Raw genomic sequence first — 15585 nt, 5'->3', positions numbered from 1 at the left:
TCAGAAAACAAATCCCAATTCCGAGGATACTCTATTAATTTACACAAACTTATTGACAGTACCTATTACTTTTGCAAACAAATTTACAATATTTTTTGTTCGGTTTCCTATTGTATAAAAAGGCTTGGAGATATCTCCAAGCCTTTTTGGCTATTTTACCCATACCGAATTGCCACATTCTTCACCTGCGTATAATTGTACAAAGCGATCCAGCCCTTCTCCCTGCCGAATCCGCTTTTTTTATAACCGCCAAACGGCATTTGGATGCCACCGCCAGCACCATAATTATTAATGAATACCTGCCCCGAATGTATCCGGCTGGCAAGATAATGAGCGCGACTTATATCTTGTGTCCAAATGCCGGTTACTAAACCATATTCCGTACTATTTGCCAGACTTAAGGCTTCCTCTTCATCTTTAAATGTAAACACCGTCAATACCGGGCCAAATATTTCTTCCTGGGCCAGTTTACTATCTGATGACAATTGATCAATAATTGTCGGTTCAATGTAAAAAGCCCCTTCACAATGGTCGATGTGAACCCGGGATCCACCTGTTAGAACGGTGCCTTCTGTTTTGGCAAGCTCCAGATAAGCCATTATCCGATTAAATTGTTGCTCATTTAATATGGGTCCGACATCATAATTCCCTTTTCCAGGCCCTATGGTCAACTCTTTAAATCTATCAACAATTTTCTGTAAAAACGTCTCTTTAAAAGATTCCTCAACCAACAACCGTGACCCCGCTGAACAGGTTTGTCCGGTATTTTGAATAATTGCTTTGACAACCCCGTCAACCGTTTTATCGATGTCACAATCAGAAAAGACAATATTTGGCGACTTGCCTCCCAGCTCCAATGTAACAGGGACAACATTCGCAGTTGCTGCCTGGCCAACGGAAATCCCCGTTTTCACGGATCCTGTGAACGTCACGTGGTTGACATAAGGATGAGCTGCCAGAGACGCACCTGCTTCGTGACCATATCCCGTAATATGATTAAAGACACCACTTGGAATATCTAACTGATCAACGTATTCTGCGATTTTATTGGCTGTATTTGGTGTATCTTCAGCGCTCTTAACAACTACAGTATTGCCCATTGCGATAGCTGCGGCAACACTTCGCGATAATATTTGGATCGGGTAATTCCACGGAACGATATGAGCAGTAACCCCAACAGGTTCCCGAACAACATAATCGATTAGTCCGTCCTCAATTGGAATCGTATCACCCATTACTTTATCTGCTGCTCCGGCATAGAATTCGAAATAGCGAATGGCCGCATCAATATCTGCATAACCCTGTGTCAATGGTTTGCCAACATCCATGGTTTCCAGCTGTGCCAGTTCATCCCGGTCTTCTTTTATTTTTGCAGCTATTTGATATAACAGATTGCCACGCTCATGTGGTTTAACACTTCGCCATAAACCGCTTTCAAAAGCACGTTTCGCTGCCATTACCGTTGTATCCACATCTTCCGCATCGCCGCGTGGAATAGTTGATGTGATCGTTCCGGTTGATGGATCACGCACCTCAATATGTTTTTGATTGACACTATCCTTCCATTTACCATCGATATACATCCTTAACGTTTTCATTACCTCGCCTCCATACTGTTAAATATTTCGACCGCCGTCCACATGAAACACACTGCCTGTCACCATGCGCGCTTCATCAGATAATAAAAATTTCACAGAATGCGCGATATCAATCGGTGTCAGCAATTCCCCCAACGGCACACTTTGTCTGAATACGGTTTCCTTCATTTCAATGACATCCGCTCCTGCCCCGGCGAATTGGCCTAACATGTTCGTGTCACACGGTCCAGGGTGCAATACATTCACATTGATCTTGTCTGGTGCAAGTTCTAAGGCCAATGATTTCGAAAATGACTCCACTGCACCTTTTGAGGCAACATATGACTGCAGTCCCGGCCTTGGTCTGGTCGTTGATACTGACCCAACGTTCACAATCGCGCCCCTTTTGTTTGGCTTCATATATTTGCTGGCTTCCCGGCAGGTTAAAAACGTCATGGTCATATTGATATCCATCATTTTGTGAAAATCAGTTAAACTCACCTGTTCGATCGGTGTCGAGCTTTGCGCAATTCCAGCAACGTTCACTAAGCCTTCAATGCTGCCAAATTTCTTTTCTGCCGCAGCAAATATATCTTTTACGGTAGTTTCATCCAATAGATCACCTTGATGTGCCACAAAGTTATCGTTATTTTCGTACCCTGACAGGCTTTCAATCGACAAATCACAACCGACAACATTTGCCCCATCATTCAGCAATACCTCAACGACTGCTTTACCCATGCCACCGCCTGCCCCAGTAACAATAATGGTTTTGTTTTCAAATGTCATGCAAATCACATCCTTTTTTGAAGTTTGTTTACAATCGCATCCCCAACTTGCGCTGTAGTTGCATTTCCTCCAATATCTGGTGTTCGTGTTTTATTTTCTTCCAACACATCTTCTATGGACGAGAGAATCTTATGATGCAGGTCAGATCGCCCGAAATGCTGGAGCATTAATGCTAACGACCAGATTTGCGCAATTGGATTTGCGATCCCTTTCCCAGCAATAGTAGGAGCAGATCCATGTACCGGTTCAAACATGGACGGAAACTCACCGGTAGGGTTAATGTTTGCTGATGGAGCCAGACCCAACCCGCCTGCGAGGGCAGATCCGAGGTCAGACAATATGTCACCAAACAGATTGGAAGCCAGAATCAGCTGAAAATCTTCGGGACGTTCCACAAACAAGGCAGCAATCGCATCCACATAGTATTTTTCATAATCAATATCCTTAAATCTATCTGCTGCTTCTTCAACAACCTTATCCCATAATGTCATCGTATGAATGATGGCATTTGATTTAGTTGCATTGGTTACTTTTCGCAGATGGTGATCCCTTGCATACTGAAAAGCAAATGTTGCTACCCTTGAAATACCTTCCCTGGTCATGATTGTATTTTGTATCGCAAGTTCCCGGGGCTCTCCCTGATACATCTTTCCGCCAGCCGCAGAATATTCTCCTTCCGCATTTTCCCGGATGATAACAAAGTCAATTTTTTTATTTTGTTTTAATGGCGTTTCCAATCCTTTTAGCAATTTTATCGGCCTGAAATTGATATATTGCTGAAAGCTTTTTCGGATTGGCATAATTAAATCCCAGATAGGAATATGCTCCGGGACACGGGAATCCCCAACCGCCCCAAATAGAATACCGTCAAATGCTTTTAATTGTTCAAGACCCGTTTCGGGCATCATTAAACCGTGTTTCAGGTAATAGTCCGTATTCCAATTAAATTCTGTTGTTTCATAATTAAATGTTGGATCCATATCAGATAACACTTTTAATATTTTTATCGATTCCCTCATCACTTCGGGTCCGATTCCGTCTCCTGGTAAAATCGAAATCTTATATTTCATTGGAAACTCATCCTTTTTTTCACTGTGTCCAAAATATCCACCATATTTGTTAATGGTAAAGCCGTAAATAATGTTCTTTCCAATCCTGTCCCTTTAATTTTAATTAGATTCCAGTCTTGATCCTATATTTGTTACATGATTAGCAGGCTTGCGTCCATGATTCCACTTTCCATCCAATTCACGCTCTATCTGAGCACCGAGTTGCAAAAGCAAACCATCCTCCCCCTGAGGCGCAAGCATATGCATGCCCAAGGGTAATTCATTTCCAAGTTCAGCCATTGGCAGGGAAATTCCCGGTAGTCCGCAAATATTGGCAATTGGTGTATAGGAAAAAATGCTCCACAAATTTTCAAACCAATCATAAACGGAAGGGTTATCACTAATAGTCAGATACTCCATCGTTCCAACCAATGGTGTAGGCTTGGCCATTGTCGGCGTAAGGATCACATCCCAATCCTCAAAGAATAATCCCATCTTACGGGAAATTTCGTTAAACTTCGTCTGCATTTTTACACGGTCCGCATAGGAGGCAAAACGGCCTTCTTCCCAGACTTTAATACACATCGGTTCAACGAGATCTGCCGGAGGAGCTTCAAGATTTTTTTGTCGGAGGATATCAGAAATTGTTTGTGCAAACTTCATAATATAGGCTGCTGTCTGTGCTTCATAAGAGGCATGGAGATCAAGGTCCGGAACAACCCATTCTACATCATGGCCTAGTTGCTCGAGAAAGTCAGCCGCCTTCTTTAACTCAGAAACAATTTCCGGGGTCGCTTTATAATCCCCCCACTTATGTGAAACGGCGATTCGAAGCCTTCCTGGATTCCGTTTTATCAGCTCGGAGTATGGCTCTTTTGGTGTCCAATAAGGCATAAATTCGCCGGGTGCCCCTCCCCTGCAATGATCAACAAAGGCAGCAGTATCACGTATACTACGGGTATGGCATCCCTGCGCAGAAACGATATTCATCAGATCTGAACTATTAGGGGCTCCCGAAAAAACACCTCGCGATGGTTTCAATCCGATATTGCCGTTTACACCAGCTGGAATTCGGATCGATCCACCACCATCACTTGCATGAGAGATTGGAATAATACCAGCTGCAATTGAGGCTGCGGTCCCGGCAGAGGAGCCACAAGTTGTATAATCAAGATCCCAAGGATTTCTGGTAATATAAACATCCGGATTCTCCGCTGAACTGCAAAGGCCAAACTCAGGTGTTGTCGTCCGTCCAATAACGTTGAGACCAGCTTTGCGAATTTGTTTTGTCAGAAAGCTATCAGCCGTGGAACGGTTTCCCTGCATAAGCAGAGAGCCCATTTCCTGTAAGCGTCCTTTAAGTGTAGGACCGAGATCCTTCATGAAAAATGGTACCCCCGCAAAGATGCCGTCAGGGTTCATTCCATCCATCATAGGATCGTCCGCTACATCATGAAAGATTTCAATAACGCCATTGATTTCAGGGTTTAAGGCTTCAACCCCTTTTATAACCTGGTTTGCCAACTCTTTTGGGGTGACCTCACCCTTTTGTATCAATTCCGCAAGACCAATAGCATCATAGTTGGACCATTCATTCCAGTTCATTGCTAAATTCATAAAAACGTCACTCCTTCATGTTTGTGCGGTTTGACTGGATTCTGTTAATTTCCGTTTCAAAAAAGGCGTACGGAGGGTTACCCAGCACTACTTGGCTCATATGCATGCCAAGCATAATGATCCCTGCTACAACAGTTCCAATCAATATTGCACCGTGAATTAATATTGAATCCGTGTAAAACATCCCCCCGGTCCAGGAATTATTTCATAACTATCCGATACTCCAGTTTAATTGAGTGACCTTCAGTCAAGCACTCCAAAACTTTGTAACAATTTCCGACCGCTGGGCGGCAAACCGTTTTTTTGTAAATAAACTGCCGAAAACATAAGCGAGGAAAGATAAGATTACCGATATAACAACCGGGTGTAAGCCGAATGGATTTGAAATAAAAGTATTAAAACAAATAAAGGCAATCACCCCTGTTAAAATGGAAGATAATGCTCCAACACTATTCCCCGTCTTCCAGTATAATCCCATGACAATTGGCCAGATAAAAGCGGCTTCCAAGCCCCCCATGGCAAACAGGTTGAGCCAAATTAACAGGCTCGGTGGCTTAATGGCCATAAAGAAAACAATTACGCCAATAATCGTGGTAACACCATAGCTTAATCTTTGCACTGTTTTACTGGTTGCATCAGGCTTCACATAATTTAAATATATATCTTTAATAATGGAAGAACTTGCAACTAGCAAAACTGAACTAACGGTTGACATAATGGCTGCCAACGGGCCAGCTAAAACAATCCCAACAAGCCATGGAGGCAACAACTCTAGTGCAAGCAATGGTAACGTATTATCGGCAACACTAACCTCCGGCATAATGACACGAGCAAATACTCCTGTTAATGTCAAAACAAGCATAACAAAGCCGACAGCAAACGTACCGATCATGATCGCGCTATGCATGGACTTGGAACTTCTATATGAGATGGCTCTGACAGCTATTTGCGGTAACCCTACAACTCCCACACCCACTAATACCCAATACGATGAAACATAGGCTGGTGATAACGATTGATCGCTCCCAAATGGTGAAACCAAATTCGGATTTTCGGAAATCAAACCCGACATAATATTGTTAATCCCTCCACCGGCAATAACGGCAGCTACCACTAGAATGGAGGAACCTATCAGCATAATTACACCCTGGATAGTGTCCGTTATAACGACGGCGCGAAATCCTCCGATGACTGTATAGATAACAAGGACCATACCAAAAACAAATAATCCAGATACGTAAGGAATACCCATGACAGACTCCATCAGATGTCCTCCACCAACCCACTGGGCGGCCATAAGAGCAAACAAGAAAACTACGATACAAATAGCGGACAAAATAACAACCCACTTATTACGATATCTCTCTTTTAAAAAGTCAACTAATGTAACCGCATTTATCTTTCTTGCCATGATTGCAAATTTTTTGCCAAGAATCGATAAGGTGAAATAACCGGTCACCAATTGCGTCATACTTAGTAACACCCAAGCCAATCCAAATGTGTAGGCTGCTCCTGGTCCGCCGAGAAAGCTGCTGGCGCTTGCATAGGTAGCAAACATAGTCATTGCAAGAACAAACCCTCCGAGTTGTCTGCCACCAAGAAAATATTCATTTGTGAAATCAGAGGATTTTCTCACCCATTTGGACGAAAAAACCCCTATCAAAAACATCGCAATTAGATATAAAATCAATATTATAATAACTTCCCAGTTCATTTCGGGGATCCTCCTTTGGTGTCATCTTCATATTCTGCATCAAGCGGAATATCCTTGTAAAAGAACTTTACAATGATAATGACAAGGATCGTAAAGACAATAAATCCAAGAATGCAACTATAAAAAAACCAAGCGGGAAATCCAAAAACATAATGATACTTGTCAACATCTTTTGAGCCAAAACCGTATGCGAAACCAAACCACCATAGGAAATTTGCTATAGCGATTCCAATCCCAATCAAGGCTTCACGGTTAGCAATTTTATACCGAGGATCATCTGATATCTGTTCTCGTTTAACGTTATCTTTCATTCTCGCAATCTCCCTTCACAGATTTAAATTTGCCTTGGGGTTTTTCATTGATCAAACGTATCCCAATCTTTTGAAGCCATCACCAACTGCGTTTCACAACCGGTAATTGTAACATCCATCTTTCTAAAGATATACATGTATTTAAAGCATTTACATACTATGTATGATGTAGTACATGATATATATCCTAGCAATTTAACATTCATTTGTAAATAGGAATTAACAGAAGGGTTCGATTAGACAAATAATTTAACGTGCGGTTATTAACAACACAAATAAGGAATGCCGCCCAACCCCCTGTTTGGTAGGAAAAATAGGATAGCTGAAACGTGGGTTATTAGCCCAATCCCCGACCATGGTAACCGTACGTTGTGCCTTTACATATTGTAAAGCTCAACATGCATTCCTTAGACACGATAGATTGGGCAGGAGAAAAAAATGTAGAAATATATTTATAAAGAAACTATTGGAAGCAACAAAAACAAACACACGGCCAATTCATCGCTACTGCTCACTCTAATTCAATTCAATCGTACTCGTTATCTCAACACCTTTCAATGCCTGCGATGCCAGCTGATCCGCCTCACGATTTCTTTTCCGCGAAACCAATTCATATTCAGGCCTCACCCCGATTTTTTCGAGCTTCGTTTCAATTCGATCCATCCACTTTGCCAATCCCGGTTCATAACATGGCCATTCATCGTTCATTTGGTTGATTACCACATTGGAATCCCCAATGAATGTAACCGGCAAATGATGCACATCCATAAGTTCCAGTTCCTGTAAACTCAAATTCAACGCGGCATATTCTGCTTCATTATTCGAATCGAGTTCCATCGCAGTCGTATTTTTACGCAGCCGATAGGACTTTCCATTTTTGCTATAATAAATCGCACAACCCAGACCTGACTTCTTGGTTTCCAAATCAAACCCGCCATCAAAATAAACAGTAATATCGTGTGCTTCCGTTTGAATCTCTTCCATATATTTTTTTAATTCTTTCATTGACCATGTATGATCAGACCCATCGACAAACGTTAATGCTTCTGCCCGGCCTGTCTTTTCCAAATCCTCCGCCAGCATCAACGCTTTCTTGGCGTGCATCTCATCCGAAATGAACCTTGTCGTTGTACCTTTGGGCGATTGATAGGTTAATTCGATCCGCACATCCATTGCAAACCCTCCATTACCATTATTATTTCTAAACCACAGTTTGGACATGTTGCCGCCTTAGGATACCGCAGACCTTTTTCTAACAGGTTCAACCGCCAAAATGTGATCTAGCCTAAAGGTCCGTACCCTTTTGCGCCAATAACAAAAAGCGATGATCGTGTTCTCTTCCATACGAATCACCCGTATGATCCGTTGTGTTACGTGATTGTCACTGTCCATATAAAAGATCATGATTTTCTGTTTGGATTTTATGGAATCTGACAGCAAATGATTCATGATATGCACCTTCTAACCGAAACGTTTGTTCTATTATATCACGAAACACCCGGAAATATGCAGGAAAGTTTTTACTTCACGCCATTACCAAGATGTATTTGTGTATTGGATAAAGGACGATGCAACACCGTGTTCCTGGTTCCTCCACTCATTCAAATATATTTTTATGATTAGAAATGGAACCTCCGCACAATTTCGTTCTTCATCGTTTTTTCCGAAAATAGTATCATCCCAATCAGCGTTAGCAGAGCATATAAGGCAGTTGCAGCACTTGGCCATAATACAGTAGACCAAGAACTTAGAAAAAGAATGACAGGAAGAAAGCCCAGAATGACCATCGTTGTCATATAGCCAATATATTCACGCCATTTCATTGGTTTTCGCAGGACAATAATCGTTACAAACAATGTAGCCAAGGTGACGAGAAAGGGAATAACATAATGAATCGACCATCTCGAACCTCCGGAAGCCGCGTCCAGAATAAAGAGCATAACGGAAAGTGCAATAACCTGGAAAATAACTTTGGAACCCGTGTGCGCTTTTGAGAGAATCGTATGGTTAATAAACAATACCCCATATAGAACCGGCCCCAACACGTAGAGAAACCATAATTCATTTCGATTCGTTAACAGATTAATTAATACGCTTGTACTAATAGTGAAAATCGCAATAAATAAGACAAGACGTTGTACAAAATGACGTCGTTTTATTTTTGTTTCATACACAGGATAATACTCATTCTCATCTGTTCTTTCGGAAAGTTTGTGTTTGCACAAGGGACAATATTGTTGTTTTGTATGGATATTGCAATTTGCACAATAATTTTCCATTGTTTTCACCTGCTGTCATTGGAGTATACTTCTATATCCAAATTAAATGTCTTGGAAAGTTCTCTAAAGAAAGTACGGATAATATCCGCTTCTTGTATCATTCTTGCAAATGTGATTACGAGTTCATCTCCCACAGCGATCATCCCTCCGTTGATTGGGCTTTTCTTTGTCGGGTACAGAACCATTTCCATATGGGCAATATGGGATTCCATTGAGTCAGGAAGTCGTACTTTACCCATATTTGTCAAGGTCATCGCTTTGGTACGCTCACTAAAACTCCTGTAACCATAACGAATGGCATGATATTTAAGCGGGAGTGGAATAAATCGTGCTGCCAGTCTTGTTTGCCATTTCACACGATCATTAATACTTTGCTGCATGTTTTCCTTTTGTACCTTCTCACGCAGTTGTTTTGATGTTTCTGCGATAATTTCTTCCAATGTCGTTGTTTCTGTGACAGACATGCCGATATTGACTACACCAAAAAAATTGCGCAGTGTATTAGACGGAAAAAGACTTCGCAAATTGACCGGAACAGCAATTTTTATTTCTTCTTTATATGCCCGGTATCTTAATCGTTCTTTATAAATAGCTGCAATTAAAATTGCGGTGACAAAAGCGGTAATCGTTGTTCCATGCTCCTTGGCAAGTTGATGCACCTTTTCTGCACTCATTTTTCCATGGACTGCAATGGTTTGGTCCATTGATATACCGCGGATTTGATAGGAAGAAGCTTCTTTGTATTTCTCTGTTTTTTCGTCCGTTACATAATTTTGATAACTATCATCTCTTTCATAATAGCTTTGCTCATTATGAATATCGATCAGCATGTTTTCATAGCTTACATCTTCCCCTAAATGGGTCAGATAGTAATAAACCAGTACTTTAATAAATTCTAAAGCTCCTGTTCCGTCTGTCACAGAATGGAAAAATTCCACGGAAATGCGCTTTTTATAATAGGTTGCACGCAGTAAGAATCCATTTGTTTCTAACGGATCAATTGGTGCACATGGATATTGGCTTTCAGGCTGAACAAAAAGCTTTTCGTTATTCTCCACAAGAAAGTCCCAGAAAACACCTTTACGAAGCTTCACTGCAAACATAGGAAGGCGTTTAAGAACATCGTCCAGCGCTAGTTGCAGTTTCTCCGGCTGTACTGTTTTCTTCATAACTGCAGCGATCCGGAAGACCGAAGAATTTGTTTGTTCCGATACGGCGTGAAACATTTTCCCTGCGTTATCAAGTTTGTACCATTCATCCATCTGTTGAACACCTCAATACGTGCTAAATTTGCTTGTACCCTATTTTACCTTATATTTGCTTCCAATTCATAAATATATCGCAACTTTTACATACCATTTATGATATTCACAATTTCCTTTGTCGCCTTTTTTGCCTCTGGAATAGGGTAAATCATAAAGATATGATTCATTTTCGGGTATTCAAAGTAATTAATTTTAACTCCATGTGATACAACCATATCTCTGAACTTTCTAGCATCAGGTAAAAAAACTTCATGTGTCCCTACGAATAACGTAATTTCCCCCAATCCATTCATCTTTCCATTGATTGGACTGAGTAAATAATTATTTCGGTCAGTGTCTCCTGCATACGCCTTCCCCATTTGAATCAAACCATAAATCCCCAACATTGGGTCTTTATGTTCTAATGCATAAGCATCTGGATTATTCATAGTAATATCAAGCCAAGGTGAAAGTAAAATGATATGTCTGGGTTGTGGTAACCCCTTTTCCAAGAACAATTGTGCTAACGCTAATGCAAATCCTCCTCCAGCAGAGTCACCCATCAAGATAATATTTTCCTTATCTGATATCCCTAAAATCCATTCATATAAGGGAAGGACTTTATCAAAAGACTCTTTATATTGATGATTGGGTGCTTTCGGATAAATTGGAACGTATATTTTAGCATTGGTTTCGTTCATTACTTTCCCAAGAAAATTCCAATGGTATACCGATGGTTGTTTGATATATCCTCCTCCATGTAAATAAAGTATTGATTTTTCTGAAGCAGTTTTTTCTTGATTAAAGATATAACATTCCATTCCATCATACTGCTGTTTTTTGATGTCAAACTTTCTCTGAATACATTTTGGTAAGACATAAGGTTTTTGATTTTTAATTTTCCTCGCCTCGAAAAATTCAGAGTAGCGTTTTTCATCGGTAAAGCTATCTTTATTACTCAGCCGGGTGAGTAAACGTTCCACAATCCAGCTCTGAATACTTCTCATATTGGTTTCCCCCTCGTTGCATTAGCTTTTGTCTCCACTCTCCATTTTCACCCAAATAAACCAATGTTTCGAATGTTTTTTTGCACTAGACTTTTAAAATTGATTATAGTATATTGTAAAATCCAATGCTAAATTATTGGATTATGCCCAAAGAAAGAACCACTATACCCATTAACAGTGGTTCAGAAGGATTTAAAGCAGGCAAGCAATGAAGTGACACAGGCAGAAAGAATGCTTGGACATTCCGTCGTATATGCATCAGGCGCAGATGTCTCTGTTAAATTACTGACACGGGTAGATCAAAATATTGGATGGGGAGTAGAGCGTGCGGCTACAGAAGAACGAATCACAACCATCATAGCGGGATGGGATGGCGTAATTGAAGGTAATCAAAAGGTTTTCGGGAAAGTGATTGATAATTTCCTTGAACATACCTACCAACGTTCGCTCATAGCAAATATCCATCATCCGTTAAATACGATGGAACGCGTAATGCTTATTTTACCAAATAATATTCTGCACAAACCAGGCTTTGAAGATTCAATATCCATTATTAAAGGTATTGCTTCCCAACTTGGTACCAAAATTAAAGGCCTTGTCATTCGTGATAAGATCGATGCCTATGAAAGAAGCTCCCTATACCACGCCACGGGGATTCACGATCTAAAAGGTGGAAGCATGCTTGATATTGTCTCCGGAGTTATTGTTCCTTTTTTGATATATATCCTTTTACAAATTTAATCATATAATGCATTAAAAAATAACTAAGGATAACTAAGAGTCGAATTAGTTATTTTTTATTGCTATTTTAACTGAAATATCTATTTGTTCTTTAAAAATACCGGAATTATCAAGCTTCAATAATTCTTCTTTTAAATGCTCTTCAAATAATTTGGAGTTTGCCCCTAAAAATTGTTTACTACCATAGGAAGTTGAATAAAGATTGCCAATAATCGAATCCAATGTCCAAACATGATCATAAGCGGGTATTTCATGAATTTCCAAGTCAAATTTTGAATTTGCTACAATTTCTTGATGACTAACTATAGGATGGGTGTAAGTAGTGTTACCTGCCCTTCTTTCATTTCCATACCATTGTTTAACAACTTCCTCAACTTTCCTTTGCCAGAGTAAGGGCTCTTTATTTGGAGTATAACTATCGATGATTGCTATTCCTCCACCAAAACTAATCATATCATATAAAATATCAAGAACCTTTTCTCTGTCCATCCAGTGGAACGCTTTTGCAATTGTTACAAAACTAAAAGTATTATCGAAATTTCTTTTGTAACAATCAATATCGCCAATAAACCATTCCATATTTTCCACTCTAACATCCTTGCTAAGACGCTTTGATTCCTCAATCATTTCGGGCTCTGTATCTATCCCAACGATTTTTTCAAACCAATCAGAGAACCTGAATGCCAATTGACTAGTTCCACAACCCAAATCAAGCATATGACCTTTGCCGTTTAAAGAGAATTTAGTGATTAAAAACCTAATAAGCGATGATGGATAAATTGGTCTATAACGCGAATAATACCAAGATGTTCCTTTAAACAAATCTTTCCCATAATCCTTCATTGAATTCTGCCCTCCTCCCATAAACAAAAAAGAAGTTCTTTAATGTTCTAATTCTCATTTTGAGATTTACTAAAGGCGAAAATACTCTATGTTTATCCATTACATTGCATCATCACTAAATAGATTAACACCATTGCGCAAAAAACAACGGATTGATTTCCCAGCCATTTATGTAATCGCTTTATAGCTATGGGAAATCGGGGGACAACCATGTGTCAGTTTCTTGTATGTTTGTTAGTTTTTTATCTTCTTTGAGATTGGTTTGAATGGCCTGATATAAGAGTGAAATTTCCTTCCTATAATTAAAAATCCATCAATCTCACTCACTACTCACTTCAACTGCACCAATTTCGGTAATTTCTTGACCTAATAATTTGCCTTTACGAAAAACGGGATTCCATTCCAAATCAAATACGATAAATTTCATTTGATCACCCAATCTATTGCCAACATCATTTTATTTTATATTAACGGAATTCCCGCTCCACAGCAAAGAAGTATTTATATAAAAAACCACAGATTTATCCTTTTATGAGAGATCTGTTAATAAGCGCGGCGGTTTACCAAGGCAATCCCCTTTGGCAATCATCAACAAATAAAGAAAAAGTAGTTTTAAAATCAATATCTTTTACACCTTTTGTTGTATTAAAATTGATAATTCGTTTGTACGTCTTGCCATTTTTTATTTCTTCTTGTTTAATGACAGGAACATACACGATTTTTTTCTAAGAATCGTATTGGAGATAAATAAAAACGCTTCTTACGATGTGTAAGAAACGTTGATTTCGCTGCATTGGCAAGCAGCGTATTGATACCGGTGGTCGGGATCGAACCGACACTCCTTACGGAACACGATTTTGAGTCGTGCGCGTCTGCCAATTCCGCCACACCGGCATGTGCGTTTGGAGGCGGCAACCGGATTTGAACCGGTGATAAAGGTTTTGCAGACCTCTGCCTTACCACTTGGCTATGCCGCCAATATTAAAACTAATGGAGCGGAAGACGGGATTCGAACCCGCGACCCCCACCTTGGCAAGGTGGTGTTCTACCACTGAACTACTTCCGCAAAATGGCTGGGCTACCAGGATTCGAACCTGGGAATGACGGGATCAAAACCCGCTGCCTTACCGCTTGGCTATAGCCCAACAAAATTATTGATAAGAATGGGGCGATCGGTGGGGATCGAACCCACGAGTGCCGGAGCCACAATCCGGTGCGTTAACCACTTCGCCACGACCGCCATGGTATCAACATGGCAGGGGTAGTAGGAATCGAACCCACATCAAAGGTTTTGGAGACCTTCGTTTTACCATTAAACTATACCCCTATTAATTTATAACAAGAAATGGTGGAGGGGGAGAGATTCGAACTCCCGAACCCTGAGGGAGCGGATTTACAGTCCGCCGCGTTTAGCCACTTCGCTACCCCTCCATATGAACACAATTAAAAGCATAAAGATGGTGGCTCGGGACGGAATCGAACCGCCGACACAAGGATTTTCAGTCCTTTGCTCTACCGACTGAGCTACCGAGCCTTTATGTATTTTTTAGGTGTATTAACACTTGATTTAGGTGGCGGTCTGGACGGGACTCGAACCCGCGACCTCCTGCGTGACAGGCAGGCATTCTAACCAGCTGAACTACCAGACCGTTATTTGGTTGCGGGGGCAGGATTTGAACCTACGACCTTTGGGTTATGAGCCCAACGAGCTACCAGACTGCTCCACCCCGCGATATGAAATTTATGGTGGAGGATGCAGGGCTCGAACCTGCGACCCCCTGCTTGTAAGGCAGGTGCTCTCCCAGCTGAGCTAATCCTCCAATAAGTGGTGACCCGTACGGGATTCGAACCCGTGTTACCGCCGTGAAAGGGCGGTGTCTTAACCACTTGACCAACGGGCCAATATGTTAAAAGTGGCGGAGAGCGAGGGATTCGAACCCTCGAGGCCGCGGTTGCGGCCTACACGATTTCCAATCGTGCTCCTTCGGCCACTCGGACAGCTCTCCATGGCTCCACAGGCAGGATTCGAACCTGCGACCGATCGGTTAACAGCCGATAGCTCTACCACTGAGCTACTGTGGAATGGAATCAATAAGCCTGGCGGCGTCCTACTCTTGCAGGGGCAAAGCCCCAACTACCATCGGCGCTGGAGAGCTTAACTGCTGTGTTCGGCATGGGAACAGGTGTGACCTCTCCGCTATGGCTACCAGACAAATGAATAATACATCCAAGTGAACATCTAAAAACAAAGTGACAAACAATATTATACATGTTTTTCATAAATAGTCAAGAGAAAAACATCGAAATATGTAAAAGGTATTTATACCTTAAAAACTAAATAAGAGAAGATAGTATCAACGAATCAAACAATATAGATAAGTCCTCGATCGATTAGTATCCGTCAGCTCCACGTG

13 protein-coding genes, 14 tRNA genes and 1 rRNA gene are annotated in these 15585 nt (G+C 40.9%); 1 reads left to right on the top strand and 27 read right to left on the bottom strand.

The genetic code is table 11. The features are described from left to right. Positions 1–155: 155 nt before the first annotated feature. The 11 genes from ABRT01_RS16730 to ABRT01_RS16680 all read right to left on the bottom strand — a co-directional run bounded on the left by ABRT01_RS16730 (position 156) and on the right by ABRT01_RS16680 (position 11587). A complete protein-coding gene (locus tag ABRT01_RS16730) occupies positions 156–1598 on the bottom strand; it encodes an aldehyde dehydrogenase family protein (protein WP_269410048.1) in 1443 nt (480 codons plus the stop codon). Between the two features lie 18 nt (positions 1599–1616). Further along, complete coding sequence (locus ABRT01_RS16725) at positions 1617–2366, bottom strand: SDR family NAD(P)-dependent oxidoreductase (protein ID WP_269410049.1); 750 nt, start codon at positions 2364–2366, stop codon at positions 1617–1619. 5 nt (positions 2367–2371) lie between these two features. Beyond that, positions 2372–3436: a tartrate dehydrogenase gene (locus tag ABRT01_RS16720; RefSeq protein ID WP_269410051.1), complete on the bottom strand. Its 1065-nt coding sequence runs from the start codon at positions 3434–3436 to the stop codon at positions 2372–2374. 99 nt (positions 3437–3535) lie between these two features. Further along, positions 3536–5032, bottom strand: coding sequence for an amidase (locus tag ABRT01_RS16715; RefSeq protein WP_269410052.1), 1497 nt, complete (start codon positions 5030–5032; stop codon positions 3536–3538). A 247-nt stretch (positions 5033–5279) separates the two neighbouring features. Further along, positions 5280–6746 (bottom strand): sodium/pantothenate symporter, encoded by a 1467-nt coding sequence (gene panF, locus ABRT01_RS16710; RefSeq protein WP_367748725.1) that lies wholly within the window; start codon positions 6744–6746, stop codon positions 5280–5282. Then, on the bottom strand, positions 6743–7057 hold the full coding sequence (locus ABRT01_RS16705; RefSeq protein WP_269410054.1) for a YhdT family protein: 315 nt from the start codon (positions 7055–7057) through the stop codon (positions 6743–6745). The genes panF and ABRT01_RS16705 overlap by 4 nt, the downstream gene beginning before the upstream one ends. 516 nt (positions 7058–7573) lie before the next feature. Next, on the bottom strand, positions 7574–8230 hold the full coding sequence (locus ABRT01_RS16700; protein ID WP_269410056.1) for a ribonuclease H family protein: 657 nt from the start codon (positions 8228–8230) through the stop codon (positions 7574–7576). Positions 8231–8287: 57 nt separating this feature from the next. Then, on the bottom strand, positions 8288–8506 hold the full coding sequence (locus ABRT01_RS16695) for a WYL domain-containing protein (protein WP_367748720.1): 219 nt from the start codon (positions 8504–8506) through the stop codon (positions 8288–8290). Between the two features lie 170 nt (positions 8507–8676). Beyond that, entirely contained in the window at positions 8677–9231 is a 555-nt protein-coding gene (locus ABRT01_RS16690) for a DUF6320 domain-containing protein (RefSeq protein WP_367748718.1), read from the bottom strand. A 110-nt stretch (positions 9232–9341) separates the two neighbouring features. Continuing rightward, the gene (locus ABRT01_RS16685) at positions 9342–10598 is read right to left on the bottom strand and encodes a phthiocerol/phthiodiolone dimycocerosyl transferase family protein (RefSeq protein ID WP_269410058.1); all 1257 of its coding nucleotides are present in this window, start codon (positions 10596–10598) and stop codon (positions 9342–9344) included. 86 nt (positions 10599–10684) lie between these two features. Beyond that, complete coding sequence (locus ABRT01_RS16680; protein ID WP_367748714.1) at positions 10685–11587, bottom strand: alpha/beta hydrolase; 903 nt, start codon at positions 11585–11587, stop codon at positions 10685–10687. A gap of 213 nt (positions 11588–11800) precedes the next feature. Here ABRT01_RS16680 and ABRT01_RS16675 point away from each other — a divergent pair, with 213 nt between their 5' ends. Further along, positions 11801–12328: a hypothetical protein gene (locus ABRT01_RS16675; protein WP_367748711.1), complete on the top strand. Its 528-nt coding sequence runs from the start codon at positions 11801–11803 to the stop codon at positions 12326–12328. A gap of 45 nt (positions 12329–12373) precedes the next feature. On the opposite strand, the gene ABRT01_RS16670 is transcribed toward ABRT01_RS16675, so the two are convergent. The 16 genes from ABRT01_RS16670 to rrf all read right to left on the bottom strand — a co-directional run bounded on the left by ABRT01_RS16670 (position 12374) and on the right by rrf (position 15382). Further along, positions 12374–13171: a class I SAM-dependent methyltransferase gene (locus ABRT01_RS16670; protein WP_269410063.1), complete on the bottom strand. Its 798-nt coding sequence runs from the start codon at positions 13169–13171 to the stop codon at positions 12374–12376. Positions 13172–13983: 812 nt separating this feature from the next. After that, a tRNA-Leu gene (locus ABRT01_RS16665) sits at positions 13984–14065 on the bottom strand. 9 nt (positions 14066–14074) lie between these two features. Beyond that, positions 14075–14148, bottom strand: a tRNA-Cys gene (locus ABRT01_RS16660). Positions 14149–14162: 14 nt separating this feature from the next. Continuing rightward, a tRNA-Gly gene (locus ABRT01_RS16655) sits at positions 14163–14237 on the bottom strand. Positions 14238–14241: 4 nt separating this feature from the next. After that, positions 14242–14316, bottom strand: a tRNA-Gln gene (locus tag ABRT01_RS16650). Positions 14317–14335: 19 nt separating this feature from the next. Next, positions 14336–14411, bottom strand: a tRNA-His gene (locus ABRT01_RS16645). Between the two features lie 13 nt (positions 14412–14424). Then, a tRNA-Trp gene (locus tag ABRT01_RS16640) sits at positions 14425–14498 on the bottom strand. 19 nt (positions 14499–14517) lie between these two features. Further along, positions 14518–14602: transfer RNA gene (locus ABRT01_RS16635), tRNA-Tyr, on the bottom strand. A 27-nt stretch (positions 14603–14629) separates the two neighbouring features. Continuing rightward, positions 14630–14705: transfer RNA gene (locus ABRT01_RS16630), tRNA-Phe, on the bottom strand. A 38-nt stretch (positions 14706–14743) separates the two neighbouring features. Then, positions 14744–14820, bottom strand: a tRNA-Asp gene (locus ABRT01_RS16625). Positions 14821–14826: 6 nt separating this feature from the next. Beyond that, a tRNA-Met gene (locus ABRT01_RS16620) sits at positions 14827–14903 on the bottom strand. 12 nt (positions 14904–14915) lie between these two features. Then, a tRNA-Val gene (locus tag ABRT01_RS16615) sits at positions 14916–14991 on the bottom strand. 6 nt (positions 14992–14997) lie between these two features. Further along, positions 14998–15072 (bottom strand) — tRNA-Glu (locus ABRT01_RS16610). A 13-nt stretch (positions 15073–15085) separates the two neighbouring features. Then, a tRNA-Ser gene (locus tag ABRT01_RS16605) sits at positions 15086–15177 on the bottom strand. Between the two features lies 1 nt (position 15178). Next, positions 15179–15253, bottom strand: a tRNA-Asn gene (locus ABRT01_RS16600). 13 nt (positions 15254–15266) lie between these two features. Continuing rightward, a 5S ribosomal RNA gene (gene rrf, locus ABRT01_RS16595) occupies positions 15267–15382 on the bottom strand. Positions 15383–15585: the final 203 nt, after the last annotated feature.

The organism is Lentibacillus sp. L22, from assembly GCF_040812445.1.
Lineage (GTDB): Bacteria > Bacillota > Bacilli > Bacillales > Amphibacillaceae > Lentibacillus_C > Lentibacillus_C daqui.
The sequence above is the reverse complement of the archived record's forward strand: the minus strand, read 5'-3'. Positions and strand labels throughout refer to the sequence as shown.

What these genes read in the sequence shown, in the direction of transcription:
- ABRT01_RS16730 (WP_269410048.1), bottom strand. Translation starts at nt 1,598, where the DNA reads ATGAAAACGTTAAGGATGTATATCGATGGTAAATGGAAGGATAGTGTC.
- ABRT01_RS16725 (WP_269410049.1), bottom strand. Translation starts at nt 2,366, where the DNA reads ATGACATTTGAAAACAAAACCATTATTGTTACTGGGGCAGGCGGTGGC.
- ABRT01_RS16720 (WP_269410051.1), bottom strand. Translation starts at nt 3,436, where the DNA reads ATGAAATATAAGATTTCGATTTTACCAGGAGACGGAATCGGACCCGAA.
- ABRT01_RS16715 (WP_269410052.1), bottom strand. Translation starts at nt 5,032, where the DNA reads ATGAATTTAGCAATGAACTGGAATGAATGGTCCAACTATGATGCTATT.
- panF (WP_367748725.1), bottom strand. Translation starts at nt 6,746, where the DNA reads ATGAACTGGGAAGTTATTATAATATTGATTTTATATCTAATTGCGATG.
- ABRT01_RS16705 (WP_269410054.1), bottom strand. Translation starts at nt 7,057, where the DNA reads ATGAAAGATAACGTTAAACGAGAACAGATATCAGATGATCCTCGGTAT.
- ABRT01_RS16700 (WP_269410056.1), bottom strand. Translation starts at nt 8,230, where the DNA reads ATGGATGTGCGGATCGAATTAACCTATCAATCGCCCAAAGGTACAACG.
- ABRT01_RS16695 (WP_367748720.1), bottom strand. Translation starts at nt 8,506, where the DNA reads ATGAATCATTTGCTGTCAGATTCCATAAAATCCAAACAGAAAATCATG.
- ABRT01_RS16685 (WP_269410058.1), bottom strand. Translation starts at nt 10,598, where the DNA reads ATGGATGAATGGTACAAACTTGATAACGCAGGGAAAATGTTTCACGCC.
- ABRT01_RS16680 (WP_367748714.1), bottom strand. Translation starts at nt 11,587, where the DNA reads ATGAGAAGTATTCAGAGCTGGATTGTGGAACGTTTACTCACCCGGCTG.
- ABRT01_RS16670 (WP_269410063.1), bottom strand. Translation starts at nt 13,171, where the DNA reads ATGAAGGATTATGGGAAAGATTTGTTTAAAGGAACATCTTGGTATTAT.